The 14,919-nt window shown below is 62.8% G+C and carries 10 protein-coding genes; 1 reads left to right on the top strand and 9 read right to left on the bottom strand.

The genetic code is table 11. The features are described from left to right. Positions 1-43: 43 nt before the first annotated feature. The 7 genes from FOZ74_RS13455 to FOZ74_RS13425 all read right to left on the bottom strand — a co-directional run bounded on the left by FOZ74_RS13455 (position 44) and on the right by FOZ74_RS13425 (position 7,166). Positions 44-1,438 (bottom strand): DNA-processing protein DprA, encoded by a 1,395-nt coding sequence (locus FOZ74_RS13455; protein WP_146913531.1) that lies wholly within the window; start codon positions 1,436-1,438, stop codon positions 44-46. A 1-nt stretch (position 1,439) separates the two neighbouring features. Further along, positions 1,440-3,542 (bottom strand): RecQ family ATP-dependent DNA helicase, encoded by a 2,103-nt coding sequence (locus FOZ74_RS13450; RefSeq protein WP_146913530.1) that lies wholly within the window; start codon positions 3,540-3,542, stop codon positions 1,440-1,442. Between the two features lie 70 nt (positions 3,543-3,612). Next, entirely contained in the window at positions 3,613-3,813 is a 201-nt protein-coding gene (locus FOZ74_RS13445; protein ID WP_146913529.1) for a hypothetical protein, read from the bottom strand. Beyond that, positions 3,801-4,178: a hypothetical protein gene (locus FOZ74_RS13440; RefSeq protein WP_146913528.1), complete on the bottom strand. Its 378-nt coding sequence runs from the start codon at positions 4,176-4,178 to the stop codon at positions 3,801-3,803. The genes FOZ74_RS13445 and FOZ74_RS13440 overlap by 13 nt, the downstream gene beginning before the upstream one ends. Beyond that, the gene (locus tag FOZ74_RS13435) at positions 4,178-5,296 is read right to left on the bottom strand and encodes a helix-turn-helix domain-containing protein (RefSeq protein ID WP_146913527.1); all 1,119 of its coding nucleotides are present in this window, start codon (positions 5,294-5,296) and stop codon (positions 4,178-4,180) included. Before FOZ74_RS13435 ends, FOZ74_RS13440 begins: the two co-directional genes overlap by 1 nt. After that, on the bottom strand, positions 5,289-5,618 hold the full coding sequence (locus FOZ74_RS13430) for a type II toxin-antitoxin system RelE/ParE family toxin (protein ID WP_146913526.1): 330 nt from the start codon (positions 5,616-5,618) through the stop codon (positions 5,289-5,291). Before FOZ74_RS13430 ends, FOZ74_RS13435 begins: the two co-directional genes overlap by 8 nt. A gap of 132 nt (positions 5,619-5,750) precedes the next feature. Continuing rightward, positions 5,751-7,166 (bottom strand): hypothetical protein, encoded by a 1,416-nt coding sequence (locus tag FOZ74_RS13425; RefSeq protein WP_146913525.1) that lies wholly within the window; start codon positions 7,164-7,166, stop codon positions 5,751-5,753. A 37-nt stretch (positions 7,167-7,203) separates the two neighbouring features. Here FOZ74_RS13425 and FOZ74_RS13420 point away from each other — a divergent pair, with 37 nt between their 5' ends. Continuing rightward, a complete protein-coding gene (locus FOZ74_RS13420; RefSeq protein ID WP_146911817.1) occupies positions 7,204-8,187 on the top strand; it encodes an IS5 family transposase in 984 nt (327 codons plus the stop codon). Positions 8,188-8,295: 108 nt separating this feature from the next. Here FOZ74_RS13420 and FOZ74_RS13415 read toward each other — a convergent pair whose 3' ends face one another. Continuing rightward, positions 8,296-11,994 (bottom strand): Eco57I restriction-modification methylase domain-containing protein, encoded by a 3,699-nt coding sequence (locus tag FOZ74_RS13415; RefSeq protein WP_222434171.1) that lies wholly within the window; start codon positions 11,992-11,994, stop codon positions 8,296-8,298. Next, positions 11,991-14,909 (bottom strand): DEAD/DEAH box helicase, encoded by a 2,919-nt coding sequence (locus tag FOZ74_RS13410; protein WP_146913524.1) that lies wholly within the window; start codon positions 14,907-14,909, stop codon positions 11,991-11,993. Before FOZ74_RS13410 ends, FOZ74_RS13415 begins: the two co-directional genes overlap by 4 nt. Between the last annotated feature and the right edge of the window lie 10 nt (positions 14,910-14,919).

Genomic DNA, 14,919 nt, shown 5'->3' with positions numbered 1-14,919 from the left:
CGATACTTTGATCCGCATGGCTCCCACTGCTCCTCAATCCAAATCAGAACTCGAAACCCGTTTGGGCACTTTCGCCTGTATCTAAACCAAGAGCGCTCTTTTCCTTCCCATCCGCCTTCTTCTCATCCTTATGGGCATCCGCCCCTCTTCTCAACCTGTATTTCACGGGCGATCGAGTTTTGACGACGACCCCGTCTGCGCCAGCCTGCTTCAACCATTCGGAAAGCTGCTTCGACTTAATTTCCATTTCACTTTGCAGTTCCTTTAAGCTCAACGCCTGCTCACGCAAGAGTGCATCGAGACGACGCAAGAAACTCTCATATGGGGTTTCTCCCGATTCCGGCTTGTTTGTCGTTGCCGAAGCAGTCACTGCCTGCTGATCGGAGCCTTCAGGGCACACTTCCTGCTTCGCATCCGAAGCCTGCGCAGTACTGGATGCTGCGCCATGCTCAACTGTTGGCCGCATTGCGTATGCCTCCATTCCCTCGGCAACATGAGGCGCAACTGAGGGAGCTGTGACCTGTGTATCGCTCAACTCCCGCACATCGAAATCCTCGGGCAGCCAGTTCGCCCCCTTATCCACCAGCGCCTTGTTGCCGGGAACATGACCTTGTCGAACCCATAGCGGCACCCAGCCTCGCTTAAGATCTTCGATGGCACCGGCCCAAGTGCCACCCTTGTTCTCGGTGGCAGCGATCACAATGGCGGCATCGGACAAGCAATAGATGTACTTGTTACGAGCCATCGCATTGCCCGCGTTGAATCCGGCTTCCGGATTGAACGGAGAAACCAGGGCCAGATCATTGCGCATTAGTGCCTTGCGATATTTTGCCGATGTGCTGGCGCGCAGCAAAGAATCGGCCAGCACGCCGACTGCCGTGCCATCGGATTCAAGCGCCCCCAACATGGCGGTTTCATCTGCACCACGCGCACCACCGGAAATCACGGCCTGCCCTTGATGGGCGATATTCCGGCCAAGCCTTCCCGTGAATGCCACTTGCGCATCATCCAGGTCACGCGATCCGACCACCGCAATTCCGCCCCGATTGAGCAGACCCCGGTTACCGGTACCGAACAGGACGGGCGGTGCGTCGTTCTTCAACCAATGTTTCCAACGCTTCGGGTAGTCCGCATCCGACCGGGTCAGAATCCACAGGCCCGCTCGCTGCCATTTCTCCAACGCGATACCCAAGGCCGCAGAGCGGCCCAGCAGCTTGCCGATGCGCTCAAGTGTCACCTTCTTGTCCTCGAACCCGGACAACAATGACGCCATATCCGACCCCCTCAACAGATCGGCTGGATTCCGGCCCGTGTCACGCAGGAACAGGGCAAAGCGCCCCCATTCTGTCGGCGTCAAGGGCGTCGCGCCCGACGGATCCTGTTTGCCCAGCCATGCCGTCAGCAGCAAGATCGCCTGGGCTTGTTCACTCAATTGCATCTCAATCTCCATCGCTGGTGGCCGCCAGCGCCACAGGAAGCACGGCCGGACAACCTGCCTGCCGCAGCAAAATAGCCGCCACGGTCAGCGTCCAGGCCGAATCCACCATGTCATCCACCAGAAGAACCGGACCGGCCGGCAACTGGCCTTCCACACCGAACACGCCGTCGAGGTTGCTGCACTGGTGGTATCGGTTCTGTTGGAACTTCTGTTGTTGGTTGTCGCGCCGCTTGGTGATCGTCGGATGAAACGGCAACCCCAGCCGTTGTGCCAACCGGCGGCTGAAATCCGGCACCAGTTCGGGGTGATTGCGCGAAGGAATGCACGCCACCCAGGTCGGCGCAGGCTCCGGACGCCAACGGTTCCGGATCATCTCTGCCACCGCCTCCACCAGCTCATCCCCAAAGTGGCTGGCTTGCTTGCCCGCTTCCACTACCGTACCCCAGCCCGCATCGCCCCAACGTGAAAGAACACGTCCGGTTTCCGCCCGCAGCTCTTGCGGGATGTTTCTGAAATTGAAGCCGTACAGGGGAAACGCACCGACCGCGATCTGCTTCTTGCATTCCAGCGGGAATTCCGAGTGCCTCAGGAACTGGGCAGCCTTCACGCCCAGCGCTTGCGGGAATGTCTCCGGCACGATCGATTGCCCCAGACACGATGCGCATTTGCCGCATGACCCGGGTGAAGGATCGTCCAGCACGCGGGCCAGGAATTCCATCTTGCAGGACGGGGTTGCCACGTACTCCTGCATTTCTTGCCATTCCTGCTCGCGGATACCAGTCAAGCGGCGGATGTTCTCCACATCCAGGCGATAGGGCACCGGCGTGCGCACCCAGTGACCATCCTGCTTGATGACCGGTGCCGGGTTCTCTACCGACAGGTACTTCAGTACTTGCGCAATCTGCCCGTGGCGAAGGTTGAGGGCCTGTTCCAGTTCACGCTCACTCAAGCCATCGGTGCTCTCCAACTCTTCCAGCAAGGCCGAAACATGCCGCTCATTCGGAAACGCATTACGGCGGAAGAACTCGTGGATGCGTGCATCTTCATCGCCAGCCAGCAGGATGCCCAGTGCACGGTTGATGCCACGGCCCGCGCGCCCCACTTGCTGGTAGTAGCCGACGATGGAACCCGGTGACTGGTAATGGATGACGAAGCCAAGATCCGGCTTGTCGTAGCCCATGCCGAGCGCCGTCGTTGCCACAAGTGCTTTCAACTGGTTGCGTTGCAAGCGGTCTTCCAGTTGCTCCCGCCAGACATTGGTCGCTTCACCATTGGGGCCGATTGCTCCGCTGAAATAGGCTTCGGCCAGGATGCCGTTTTCATTCAGCCATCGCGCAACCTGCCCGGCATCACGCTGGGTCAGCACATACACGATGCCCGAGCCTGGTATCTGCGGGATATGGTGGGCCAGCCACGCCAGACGCGCCGCCTGATCCCCCAGCCGCGTTGTCTGCAGTGCAAGCGACTCACGCATCAACGAGCCACGCTGCACGTGAATATTCCCAAGCTGCGCAACAATATCGTTAACCACCCGGTCATTGGCGGTGGCCGTGGTGCCCAGGATCGGCAGATTGGGTGGCATGCGGCGCAGCACGTTGACCAAACGCCGATAGTCCGGACGGAAGTCGTGGCCCCAGTCGGAAATGCAGTGCGCCTCATCCACCACGAACAACCCCAGGTTCTGCGCAATGGGTAGCAGCACGTCATCGCTGAACCTGTCGTTGGCGAAGCGTTCCGGCGACACCAGCAGCACGTCCACCCGGTTGGTCAGCACCTCCTGAATCACCTGCGGCCATTGATCGGTATTGGACGAATTGATCGTCGAGGCGCGCACGCCCAGCCGCTGCGCCGCATCGATCTGGTTGCGCATCAGCGCCAGCAGCGGCGAGACGATGATGGTCGGGCCGGCACCGGCATCGCGCAGCAAACGCGTGGCGATGAAGTACACCGACGACTTGCCCCAACCGGTACGCTGCACCACCAGCAGCTTGTGCCGGTGGTTGACCAGAGCGTCGATGGCCTCCCACTGGCCGTCGCGAAAACGCGCCTGCGGCTGGGCAAGGGCGCGTTGCAAATAGCTTTCTGCTTGTTCACGGGTAGCCATGTTTTCTCCCTTGGTCTTTCGTTTTTCCTGCTATCCCGCTCGCAATGCTTCGATCTGGCGCAGCCATGCGTCAAAGCGCGGGCAGCCCCCTGTCGGCCTGCTTGCGAAACGGCAACGGCAAGGTCAGGTACGGCCCCTGGAACACCCGCTTGCGCTCGGCCAGGAAGCGCTGGATCAGGCCATCGAAGCCCGGCGTGGTGGCCGGGAAGGCCGCGCGCAGGAAGTCTGCGACGCCTTGGGCGATTTGCTGGGAAACGATCAGGGGTTGCATGTCAAAGCTCCCCCGCCTTGGGCGTGACATAAGCCTGATGCGGGTGTTTGGCGCTTTCCGGGTAACGGAAGCGCGGATCGCCGTCGCGCACCGGAAGCGGCCAGCGTATCCCGTCCACAAAAATCCCGGCAGGCCGGGTTGCGCTGGCGTGGACCCGGTGCACCCCACTGTACGGGGTCCTTGAGCGAATAGCCGACGTTGCGGATTTCGATGCGGTTGCCGTAGCGGATGATCTGGGTCGGGCTGTGCACGGTGTAGCTGCGGTGCATCGCTGACTTGCCCAGCTTGCTGGCGCGCTTTGCCTCGATGCGGGTGGACTCATCGACCGAGTTGAGTTCTTCGAAGAGGTCGATGGCGTTACGCATCAAGATGCATCCCTGAAACGGAAGCTCTGTTTCAGACCGTTCATCCACGATGGATCGATGAACCCGTCATGCTGCAAGCGCCCGACCACGATGCCGGGATGCACATCGATCTGCCTGGCAAAATCGGCCACCGCATCCCTGCTGCGCAGGCTGGACAATCGTGCGGCTGCCTGCACCGGGATCAGCCAGTCCCCTGCCCATGCATTGGCCTCACGCTCACGGGGATCGGTCGCGTGCACGGCATTCGGATCATCGAGGAAGATGGACTTCTTGTCTTCCTTGCTGCTGGCATGCAGCAGAATGTGCGCTGCCTCGTGGAAGAAGGTGAACCAGAACTTGTCGTTGGTCTTGCCGTAGAGCGAAAGCTGGATGAGCGGCCGGGTCGGCCCCAGCCAGCGCGCCACACCGCTGACATGGGCGCGAGGAATGGCCGGCACCAGCACCAGCAACACACCGGCATCGTGAAGGAGCTTGCGCATTTTCGGCTCGAACACCTCCGGTGGCTCGCAGGTCAAGCTGCGGATCGTGCGCAAGGCATTCTCGAAGCGGGCCTTGTCGTATCCGGGGCCATCCAGCTTCTCGGCCTGCTGTTCCCCCAGGCGCAGCCAGGCCGAGATCGCGCCCACATCGCACTGTTCGGCGCGGCTGCGGCGAAAGGCCATCTGCATGCCACCATAGTGGGCACGCCAGTCATCGGGCGAGGCTACGCCGAAAAAGCGCAGGCAGGCCTCGACCAACCCCGGCTTGTGCTTGGCATCCACGCGCTGCTTGACAAGGGCACCAAAACTCATCAGCTCCTTGAGTGGCAACTCGTCCAGCCAAGGCACCCAGCCAGCATGGCGCTGCGCCGCCTCCAGGCGTGTCTTGTGCTTCTGGAAGTTGGCCTCCAGTGCCAGCCAGAAATCCATGGTGCTGCCGAGCACGCGCTCCAGCCGCTGGGCGGCATCCACCGTCACCGGTACCTTGCCGTTGATGAGCTGGCTGACGTGTTTTTCGCTGTAGCCCAGGCGTCGGGCCAGTTCCGTCTGGGTCCAGCCGCGTTCTTCAGCCAGATCGAGAATGGAGTCGCCAGGGGGCAAGACCCAGTCCGGCGCGAAAGGAGCACTGCGTTCAGTCATGGTAGTCCCCGATGAATTCGATATAAATGAGGGTGACGCGGGACCAGTCGATGCCGCCGTCCGGATGCGTGGGACAAGATTCATGGTCTGGGCTGAACACCAAACGCCAGCCGCCAGTCAGATCGAGTGCGAACTGGCCTGCGCGATCGCCCTTGAGCGGGTGTGGATTGCCAGCAACAAGCTCGGTAACGCACGTGACGGCCTCCAACGCTTGCAGACGCAGCGTCAGCTTGCGGGCGCAAGCCGCGCCAAGCTTCTTTTTAGCGACAACTTGCCGCTCGCATAGCTCGCGGAGCTTCTCGCCCCTGAACCGGATTTCCATTCGGACTCCCGGAATTCTATCGTTCTTTACCTGATTGGTAAAGAGTGAATATCGTGGTCAGCGTACGGCCTTTCGCCCGCTGCCACTGTTTCCGATTCATGTGTGTTTGCCAGCAAGATGACGGTGGATGCTTCATCTTCCTTCCTTGCCTCCAAAATGCGCCCACGCCAGGCGGTAATCCGCTTCTCGATCCGCCAGGGTGAAGGGCGCGGTGTAGCGGATGGTGCGGTCGATGGGGCCGCCGGGTTGGGTGGTGTCGGTGATGGGGCGTTCGATCACCGTGCCGTCGGGGACTTGGGGGCGCAGGGTGCCGTCGGGCTGGGGGTTGGGCTGGATGTCTTCCCAGCCGAGGCGGCGCGGCTGGCGGATGCCGTCGGGGGTGACGACGGTGCATTCGGGGTCGCGGCGGCCGGCCTTGCGCGGCAGGCCCACGCCGACCAGGCCCTTGCTGGCGGTGAAGACGATGCGGCCGTTGGCGTCATACCAGGTGTCGCGCTCGTACTGGCGCATGACGGGGAACTGCACGCGGTAGATGGTCAGCAGTTCGTCCAGCGTCAGGCCCAGGGCTTGGGCGGCGAGGACGTCGATTTCCACCAGCGCCTGGCGGCGAGCGTAGTCGCTGCGCAGGGCGTTGTGGCGCTGCCAGTCGGGGGTGAGATTGGCGAAGAAGTCCTGCGGCAGGCGCGGGTCGGTGCTGGCCCAGCGGTCCTGGGTGAATTCGGGTTGCCAGCAGGATTGCCAGAGGTCGGCGTAGTGGGTGGTGAGGCAGTTGAGGGCGAGCGTTCTTGCCAAAAATTGCGGAAGACGGTCTCCGAACTCCGGCAAGGTCATAGTTTCTGCCAACGAATTACGAAAATCGCCTTTACCAGAGCTTTTGATGAAGAAGTCGAATGGAACGGAAGCCCACAATCCAGCCAGTGTAGGCACCAGGCGTTGATCTCTAAGAGCAACAGAGAAAACACCGTCTATATGGCAAACATCACGGGTTGCAACAGACGCCAGTAATGTGCGCTCCCCCGAAATGCTCAACCCTCTTCGGCTGATCACCCGGTAATACGCCGTCACCGGCTTCGCCTCGGTTTCTCCTTCCTCCACCCAACTGACACGCGGCATGCGGCGCGCGTATTCGTCTGGGCTGCATGCCGGATGGTAGTTGCTGCGCGGCAGGTAGTGGTCGGGCAGATGTTCAAGATCGAGGGTGTCGTAGTGGCCTTTCTCGGTGCAGATGGCGCGTGGTGTTTTGCTGAGCGGGTTGCCGACGTAGAAGTGCGGGCCGGAGAGCACCAAGTCTTCGGGACGACTCACGAAGGCAGTTTCGCGGCGGATGGTGCCATCGGCCTGTGCGATGGATTCGTTCCAATGCTGGGTGCAGGAAATATCGTCACCCAGATCGCCGAGGCGACGCGGTGCGTGGGCGAATTTTTCCAACACCGAGACCAATTCGAGGCTATGCACTGCGGGCAGTCGTGCCTGCAAGAACGGCGTGCCGGGGGCGTCGTAGAGTTTGGCGAACGTGCCAAGCACCGCTTCACTAAGAAAGGTCTGCAAAAGTCCACCACCTGAGCCCCTCGGACGTTGAACACCCATGAAGCAAATGAGCCTTGCCACAAGCGGATTTGAACTTTCCCCCAAGAGGACGCGCAAGCGTGCATTCCTCGATGAGATGGATGCCGTCATCCCATGGCCTGATCTTCTGGCGCTGATTGCACCGCACGCGCCTGCAGGCAAGACGGGGCGCCCTCCCTTTGCGCTGGAGACGATGCTGCGCATTCACCTGCTGCAGCAATTCTTCGGGCACTCCGACCCGGCGATGGAAGAAGCCTTGCACGACGTTCCCCTGTACCGAGAGTTCGCCCACTTGGACGCGGGCATCACCCGCCTGCCCGACGAAAGCACCATCCTGCGCTTTCGACACCTCTTGGAGAGGAACGAGCTGGCAGCTCAAATCCTTGCCACCGTCAATGCCCAACTGGCCGCCCGTGGTCTGCTGCTCAAGAGCGGCACCGTGGTCGATGCCACCTTGATTGCCGCACCCAGTTCCACCAAGAACAAGGATGGGCAGCGCGACCCTGAGATGCACCAAACCAAGAAGGGCAACCAATGGCACTTCGGTATGAAGGCGCACATTGGCGTGGATGCCGATTCGGGCTTGGTGCACACCGTCACCACCACGGCCGCCAACGCCCACGACATCACGCAGGCAGCGGCGCTGTTGCACGGCGAGGAAACACAAGTCTTTGCAGATTCGGGCTACCGAGGTGTTGACAAGCGTGGCGAAGTACAGGATCAACACCCCGATACCCGTTGGCACATCGCCATGATGCCGGGCAAGCGCAAGAAGCTCGACAAGAACCGCCCCCTGGATGTGTTGCTCGATCAGATGGAGACCGTCAAGGCGCGTATCCGCGCCAAGGTCGAGCACCAGTTCCGAGTTCTCAAGTGCCAGTTTGGCCACCGCAAGGTGCGCTACAAGGGCCTGGCCAAGAACACCAGCCAGCTTCTGGTGCTGTTTGCGCTGTCCAATCTGTGGATGGTGCGCAAGCGCATTTTGCAGGGAGCGCGGGCATGAGTGCGCCTGCAGCACGGGCGAGAGCCCGCAATACGGCTGAAATTGGCCGAAAGAGCGGGAAATCTGACGCAAATTCGGCTTCGGTTTCACCATGTGAATGTTCACGCGTCAGCTTGCGCCATGAGGCGGGTTGTGCAGACCTTCCCTAACTTCAATAATGCGATGACTATGTCCTAAAACTTCCCACTTCCCCGCCTCAGACTTGATACCCACAACGGGGCCAAAACCCGAATGAGTCAGGCAGGCATTGATAGTCATTGGATGGAAAATATTTGAAATGTTCTTGAAGCCAATTTCTTGCCTAGATGGTCCATAGATATTGATGCTGTATCTCCGGGTCCCTCCAATATCGAAAAGCTGCAATTCATTCTCAAATTGATAATGTGCTCGCAGCCTCTGATACATCTCATTGCGTAACATCCCCGCTTTAGGGTCGTCATATGGACTTTCTTGATGCAGCAGTGCCTGCGTACCACTTCCCACGCGCCACACCAGCGGCAGAAAGCACTTGTACAAGTTGGCCTTCTGCCCCGCGAGCAACGGATAGTTCTGCACCGCATTGAGAAACTCGCCCATGCCCTCGGTAGCCACGCATTCGGCCAGATAGTCGGCGCGGGTCTGCGGCATGGCGGCAAACACGGCGTCGCGCCGGTCGGCGGTCTGCTTGGCGCTGAGCTTGCGGATGGCAAAGCGCGGATCGAAGTCCGATAGCAGGCTTTGCTCGTTCCATTCCACTTTGATCCAGGGCGGATTGCCCAGCACCACGTCGAAACCGCCGCGCGCCTTGAAGATATCGGCAAATTCCAGTTCCCAGTGCAAAAAACGCTGCTGCGCCGCCACCTGCGCGGCCACCTGCAATTGCGGCAGGGCGTCGATGAGCGCTTCGATGTCCACATGGCCGTAGCGGTCGCGCTCGGGGGTAAGGTCCAGCGTCAACTGCGGCACGGTTTCCGGGAACAGATCGGTGCCACCCATGGGCGCTGCCAGGCTGGCATTACCCAGCAGCACGGTTTCCAGCACGAACCACCATTCCTCGCGGCTGGGCAAATCATCTGCCTTGTCCAGCGGCCAGAACCAGAGCGCGCACCAGGTGTCCATCACCAGCTTCAGGCGGCGGTAGGGGCTGGCGTTCTTCTGCGCCTCGCTGAGCATTTCGCGCTGGAAGGTGGCGTCTTTTTGCGCGGTGGTGGTGGGCGCATGGTTGGCGGCGGTACTGGGCCAGACGTGCAGTTCGTCGCTGGTGGCGCGGCGCACGCGGGCCAGTTCCTGGGCGTGCTGCTGCCAGAGGGCTTCGGCGGCCTGGGCGATGGCTTGCACGCGGGTGATTTCGCTGCGTTCCAGCGGGGCGGTGAAGGTCTTGCGCCATTGCTTGAAGCGTTCGAAGGCGGCCGGCTCCAGCGCCTTGACCACTTTGTCGGTGACGGCGCCCATGCCGTCGGCGGGGAGGAGGAAGTGAAATATTTGCTCTTGGTTTAATAGCTGTTTACCCTTACCAGATAAGCGCAAAGTGCCAATTTCATCATTATTTTCTGCCGCCACCCAAGGCAGCGGCTGCGGCACGGCGCAGCGCCAGTCGCGCTCGGGCATGCCGTTTTCGCCCCGGCCGGGCGACAGTTGTGCGGTGCTGAATACCTGGCGCCGGGCGCCGACCAGGGAATTGCCGGCCACCAGTTGCAGGCCGAACCAGGGCACGTGGCTGCCCTTGAAGATGGCGTTGAGCCAGAGCGAGACTTCGGCCAGTTCCACCGCCACGGGGTTGAGATCGACGCCGAACACGTTGGTGTCGGCGATATACATCTTGACCCGCTGTTTTTCCGCCGCGTAGTCGTCGTGGGCGATGCTGCGGCCCAGTTCCTTTTGTTTGGCCTGCAAATAGGCTTCGGCCAACTGGCTGACGGCTTCGTTCAGGAAGGCCGCGCTGCCCATGGCGGGTTCGCAGACGGTCAGGTGCAGGATGTCGTCGGCGGATTTGCCGGGCAGGATTTCACGCAGGGCGTGTTCCACCAGGCAGCGGGTGAGCACTTCCGGGGTGTAGTAGCTGGCGGACTTTTCGCGCTCGCGCCCGGCCAGGCGGTAGATGAAGCGGCCCTTGGGGTACAGGCGTGGTTCGCCGCCGAACAGGCGTTCAGCGTCGCTGTACTGGCTGATGGCGCTGGCAGGCACGAAATAGGCCGCTTCCAGCGGGTCAAGTTCGGCGTCCTTGCGTTTTTCGCGGGCGCTGGGGGGCGCGGTGGCGTCGTCATCCGTGGCGTCGCTGTCATCGGGGAGCCCGGCTTCGTCGTCGTCTTCGGTGCGGCTGGCCTTTGGGGCCTTGGGGTCGCGGCGCACTTCGTACAGGTCTTCTTCGGCAAAGAAGCCACGAAAGGAAAGCAGCGCCTCGTACACGGCGCCGAGCTGGTTGATGCCCAGGGTGGCGTAGCTGATGCGGCCACGGCGGCTGCTTTTGGAAGAACTGTTGCCGCGGCCGCCACGCGAGAGCGACATCAGCTCGATCACGCGTTGCAGGACGTGGTTGCGCAGCTTGACGCTGTTGAGCAGCCGGGTGCGCGCCGGGTCGAACAGGTGGCCTTGCAGCGGGGCGATGGTGAAGCCGCTGCCTTGCGCGATGTCGCCTGATGCGGCGTCAAGTGTGGCATCGGGGGCGGTGCCGAGTTCCTGTTGCGGGCTGTCGGCATCGCGGCGCGGGAAGCCCTGCCAGATCAGGCCAAACAGTTGTTGCAGGCTGTCGTGGAAGTAGAAGCCGTTGCGGGCTTGGTCGGTGGTGAGCGGGGTCTGCTCCAGCTCGCGCAGGTGCTCGACGCTGTAGCCCTTCAGATAGGCCTCGGCCTGGATCGGGGCGTAGCCCAGTTCGGGGCGGGCCTCGATGTAGAACAAGAACAGCAGCCGGTACATGTAGCGCAGGCTTTCGCGGCTGAGCTGGTCGGCCAGGTCGGTGTCGGTGCGCTCGAAGAGCTTTTCCTTGCTGACTTCGCGCTTGTAACGGATGGCCTCGTTGGCGATCAGTTCGATGCACTCGCGCAGGGCGTACTTGAGGTCGGTGGAGACTTCGAAGGCGTGCTTGTGGGAACTGTCGTCCAGGCTGTCGAGCAGGGCCGCGCCGCCTTCGGCGGGCAGCACGGACTGCTTGCCCAGCAAGGCGCAGAAGGCGCGCAGACTGTGCTCGTCGCGGGGGCCGAACAGTTCCGGCAAGTCGAAGCGCAGCAGGGCCTTGCGGCCCCATTTGGCGCGCTCGATCAGCAGCCATTGTTCGTGGTGAACCAGCAGCACCCAGCGTGGCGGGGCGTCGGCGGCGAACAGGCGGCGGGAGAGGGTTTCTTCCCAATCGACCGGGGCGTGGGCGGCGTGGTGGTGGCTGGCTTTGGCGCCCGTGGCATCGCGCGGGGGCAGTTGCAGCGGCGCGGTGTCTTCGTCGCCCGGCAGGGCCAGCGCGGCGGCGATGGCCAGCAGCGGGTGGCCCTTGGCGTCGCGGTACAGGGCCAGCAGAGGCAAGTCGCCTGCGCGGCCGGAGTCGGCCAGGGGCAGGGCTTGAGGCTGCAATGCGTAATCGAGCGCGGCCAGCAGCGGCTGGGCCAGTTCATGCAGCAGGCGCGCGCGGGCCTTGGGGCGTTTTTCGGCCAGGAAGCGCTCGCGCTCGCGGAAATAGCCATTGGCGCCGCTGGCGCTTCTGAGGCGGGCGACGGGGCTTTTGCTGCCCTGCTCCTTCCACTGCTCGAACAGCGGCTTGAGGTCCTTGACCAGGATGTCGTCCAGGTAGTGCTGGCTGTAGAACGCGTTGGCGTTGGAGAGGCCGTGGATGGTGAAGCTCATGGGGCCACTCCCTGCGCCACGTCTTGTCGTGCTGCGTCCTGTTGGGAAACCAGGGCGGCCACGACGGTGAACTGGGCGCGGTCGTCCAGTTGCAGGGTATCGCGCGCCCATTGCTGGTATTGGCCGAACAGGTCGGCGGTGGCGCTTTCGCGCTGCTGGCGCTGGGCGGCGCGGACGGGTTCGATGCCGCCCTGGGCCAGCTCCAGCTCCATTTGCGCCAGATGTTTGCCTTGCAGGGTGGCCAGCCGGGCCAGCTCCCGCTCCAGGCGCCGGCGGCAGTCGGCATCGAATGCCTGCTTGATCGGGCGCAGATGCGCCTCGGCGGCGCGGATCGCGGCCGGCAGGGCTTGCTGCCAGCAGCGACTGTCGGGGGCACGGCCATCGTTGGCCGGGGCCGGGTTCTGGCGGCCGTCCAGCCCGGTGCGTTGCAGGGTATCGGACAGGCTCAGCACGGCCTGCACCTGGCCGCGCGCATCGAGTGGCACGCCCAGCCATTCGGCCAGCATGGCCTGGCCGCGCCGGTTGGGCACCTGCGCCAGCACCAGGATGATGGCTTCGCCCGCTTGCAGGCCTTGCGGTACGCGCAGCAATGGAGCGCGCTGGCGGCCGAAGGTGGCCATCAGCTTGTAGTCCAGCCACTGGGCGATGGGGTGCAGCGGCCAGAGGTAGTGCAGTTGCGGCCAGTCGCTGCCGTCGCGGGACTGGGCGATGGCGGCCTCGACCGTGCGCTTGTCGGCGCAGAGGGCAAAGCTGTTGTCGCCGGGCCACATTTCGGGGGCAAGATCGCGTTCCAGAATCTGCGCCAGGTCACGCCCGGGCTGAAAGCTGAGGGTACGGGTGGCGTCGTCGGCCTGTACGGCGGGTTGCTGCTCGGGTTGGTGCTGGCGCAACCAGCGCAGGCCGTCGCGAGCGTAGTGGTAGTGGCTGGCGAACAGGCTGGGCAGCGTGGCGGTGGGGGATGGCGCGATGGACGGCGCAGGTTCGCCCACAGGTGGCGTCGCGTTGCTGGCGGCATCGCCCCAGAGCAGTTCAAAGGGATCGACGTCGCCCCCCGCCAGTTGCTGGGCGAAAGCTTCGGCTGTGGTGCTGCCTTCGATGGCCTTGGCCACCTCCAGTGTTTCGGCGTCTTCGTCGTACAGGCCCATGAAGGCGGAAGGGTCGCCGATGTTCCTGGCGGCCTGTTCGTCCTTTTCGATGAGGATTTCCAGATAGCGCAGGTCGCCGCGGACACGCTCGTTGTGCGGCTGGGTGTAGAGGTAGCCGATCTTGGGCGGCTGCGTCTGGCCGTAGCGGTCCACACGACCGTTGCGCTGCTGGAAAACCATGAGTGACCAGGGGATGTCGAAGTGAATGAGGCGGTGCGACTGGTAGTGCAGGTTCAGCCCTTCGGAGGCCACATCGGAGGCGATGAGCAGGCGCAGTGGCGAATGGCTGCGGCCGAAATCCTCGACCGTCTGCTGGATGTCCTGATCGGGCAACTGGCCGTGCAGAATGGCGACGGCGTCGTCTTGCAGGCCCAGGGCGGCGGGCAGGTGCTGTTGCAGGAATTTCAGCGTTTCGATGCGCTCGGTGAACAGCACCAGGCGGTCGTTGGCGGCACGGCCGTCCCAGCGCCAATGTGGATCGTGCTTGAGTTCGGCGATGAGATGTTGCAGTTTGCTGAACTGTGTGGGTTCGATCTGTTGCACAAGTGCTTGCAGGTCACGCAGCGAAGCGAGGTCGGGATGCGTTGCATCACGGGCTTCCAGGCGGCGGATGCGCTCCTTGAGCGTTTGCAGGCAGGCGGCCGGCGAAGAGAACAACGCCTTTTCCAGCACGGTGCGAAACAGCATGGCGCCATCGCGCGCACCACTGCCGTCGCTGGCCAGCTTGAGTTCGGCAAGCGCGTCGAAAGCCAGGTTTTCGGCAGGGCTGCCTTGTGCCGATAGCCTGAAGACCTGGCGCTCTGGGAAGTCCTGCTTCATCTGCTCGCGCACGTCGCTCTTGAAGCGGCGGATGAACAGGTGGGCCACATCGTCGCGCGTGTAGTCGGCCTTGGGTGGCAGCACCGTGGGGTCGAGCATGCGCACCAGGCTGGCAAAGCTCTCCTTCTTGCCGTTGTGCGGCGTGGCGGTAAGCAGGATGAGCGCGTCGGAGCGCTGGGCCAGCAGATCGGCCAGGCGGTTGCTTTGGGTGCGGTTGCCTTTGTAGGAGACGTTGTGGGCCTCGTCGATGATGATGAGATCCCACCAGGCACTTTCGAGGTAGTGGCGGTATTCGCTGTCGCGCTTGAGCGTATCGACCGAGATGATGGTGCGGTCGTAGTAGCTGAAGGGGTTGTGGTTGGCTGGTATCTGCCGGCGGATGCGCTGGATGCCTGCCGAGTCCAGGCGCGTCAGAGCGATGGTGAAGCGGTTCCAGAGCTCCTGCTGGAACTGGCGCATCATGCTTTTGGTGGTGACCACGAGGATGCGCCGGGCACGGCCACGGCGGATCAGTTCGGCGGTGAGGATGCCGGCTTCCAGCGTCTTGCCCAGGCCGACGGTATCGGCGATGAGCAGGCGTGGGCGCAGTTGCTGCAACACCCGGTGGGCCGGGTCGAGCTGGAAGGGCAAGGTGTCCATCACGGCCTGCTGGCCCAGCACCAGGGCATCGCCCTGCACGGCAGACTGGCGCAGGCGCGCTTCGATGGACAGACGGGCAGCGACGAAGCCGGGAGAGTCGTCGAACACCAGCGCGGTCTGTGCCGGGTCGATCAGGGTGACGTCATCGAGTGCGGTCAGGAACAGGGCGTGGCGGTTGCGTACGGTTTCCGACACACCGATACAGGACAACTGCCAGCCGCCCTGGGCGCATTGGTCGGCGTGCTGGACGAGCCATTCTTCGTCGCGGATCAGGGCGCGGGAACCGGGTGCGGGAGGCTGGGCGAGGGGCATAAATCGACAG

Source organism: Comamonas flocculans, from assembly GCF_007954405.1.
GTDB lineage: Bacteria > Pseudomonadota > Gammaproteobacteria > Burkholderiales > Burkholderiaceae_C > Comamonas_C > Comamonas_C flocculans.
Note: the sequence above shows the minus strand (reverse complement) of the source record. Positions and strands in the feature narration are given on the sequence as shown.

Coding starts and splice junctions, on each gene's coding strand:
- FOZ74_RS13415 (WP_222434171.1), bottom strand. CDS start 11,994: ATGAGCTTCACCATCCACGGCCTCTCCAACGCCAACGCGTTCTACAGC.
- FOZ74_RS13420 (WP_146911817.1), top strand. CDS start 7,204: ATGAAGCAAATGAGCCTTGCCACAAGCGGATTTGAACTTTCCCCCAAG.
- FOZ74_RS13450 (WP_146913530.1), bottom strand. CDS start 3,542: ATGGCTACCCGTGAACAAGCAGAAAGCTATTTGCAACGCGCCCTTGCC.
- FOZ74_RS13455 (WP_146913531.1), bottom strand. CDS start 1,438: ATGCAATTGAGTGAACAAGCCCAGGCGATCTTGCTGCTGACGGCATGG.
- FOZ74_RS13445 (WP_146913529.1), bottom strand. CDS start 3,813: ATGCAACCCCTGATCGTTTCCCAGCAAATCGCCCAAGGCGTCGCAGAC.
- FOZ74_RS13430 (WP_146913526.1), bottom strand. CDS start 5,618: ATGGAAATCCGGTTCAGGGGCGAGAAGCTCCGCGAGCTATGCGAGCGG.
- FOZ74_RS13435 (WP_146913527.1), bottom strand. CDS start 5,296: ATGACTGAACGCAGTGCTCCTTTCGCGCCGGACTGGGTCTTGCCCCCT.
- FOZ74_RS13410 (WP_146913524.1), bottom strand. CDS start 14,909: ATGCCCCTCGCCCAGCCTCCCGCACCCGGTTCCCGCGCCCTGATCCGC.
- FOZ74_RS13440 (WP_146913528.1), bottom strand. CDS start 4,178: ATGCGTAACGCCATCGACCTCTTCGAAGAACTCAACTCGGTCGATGAG.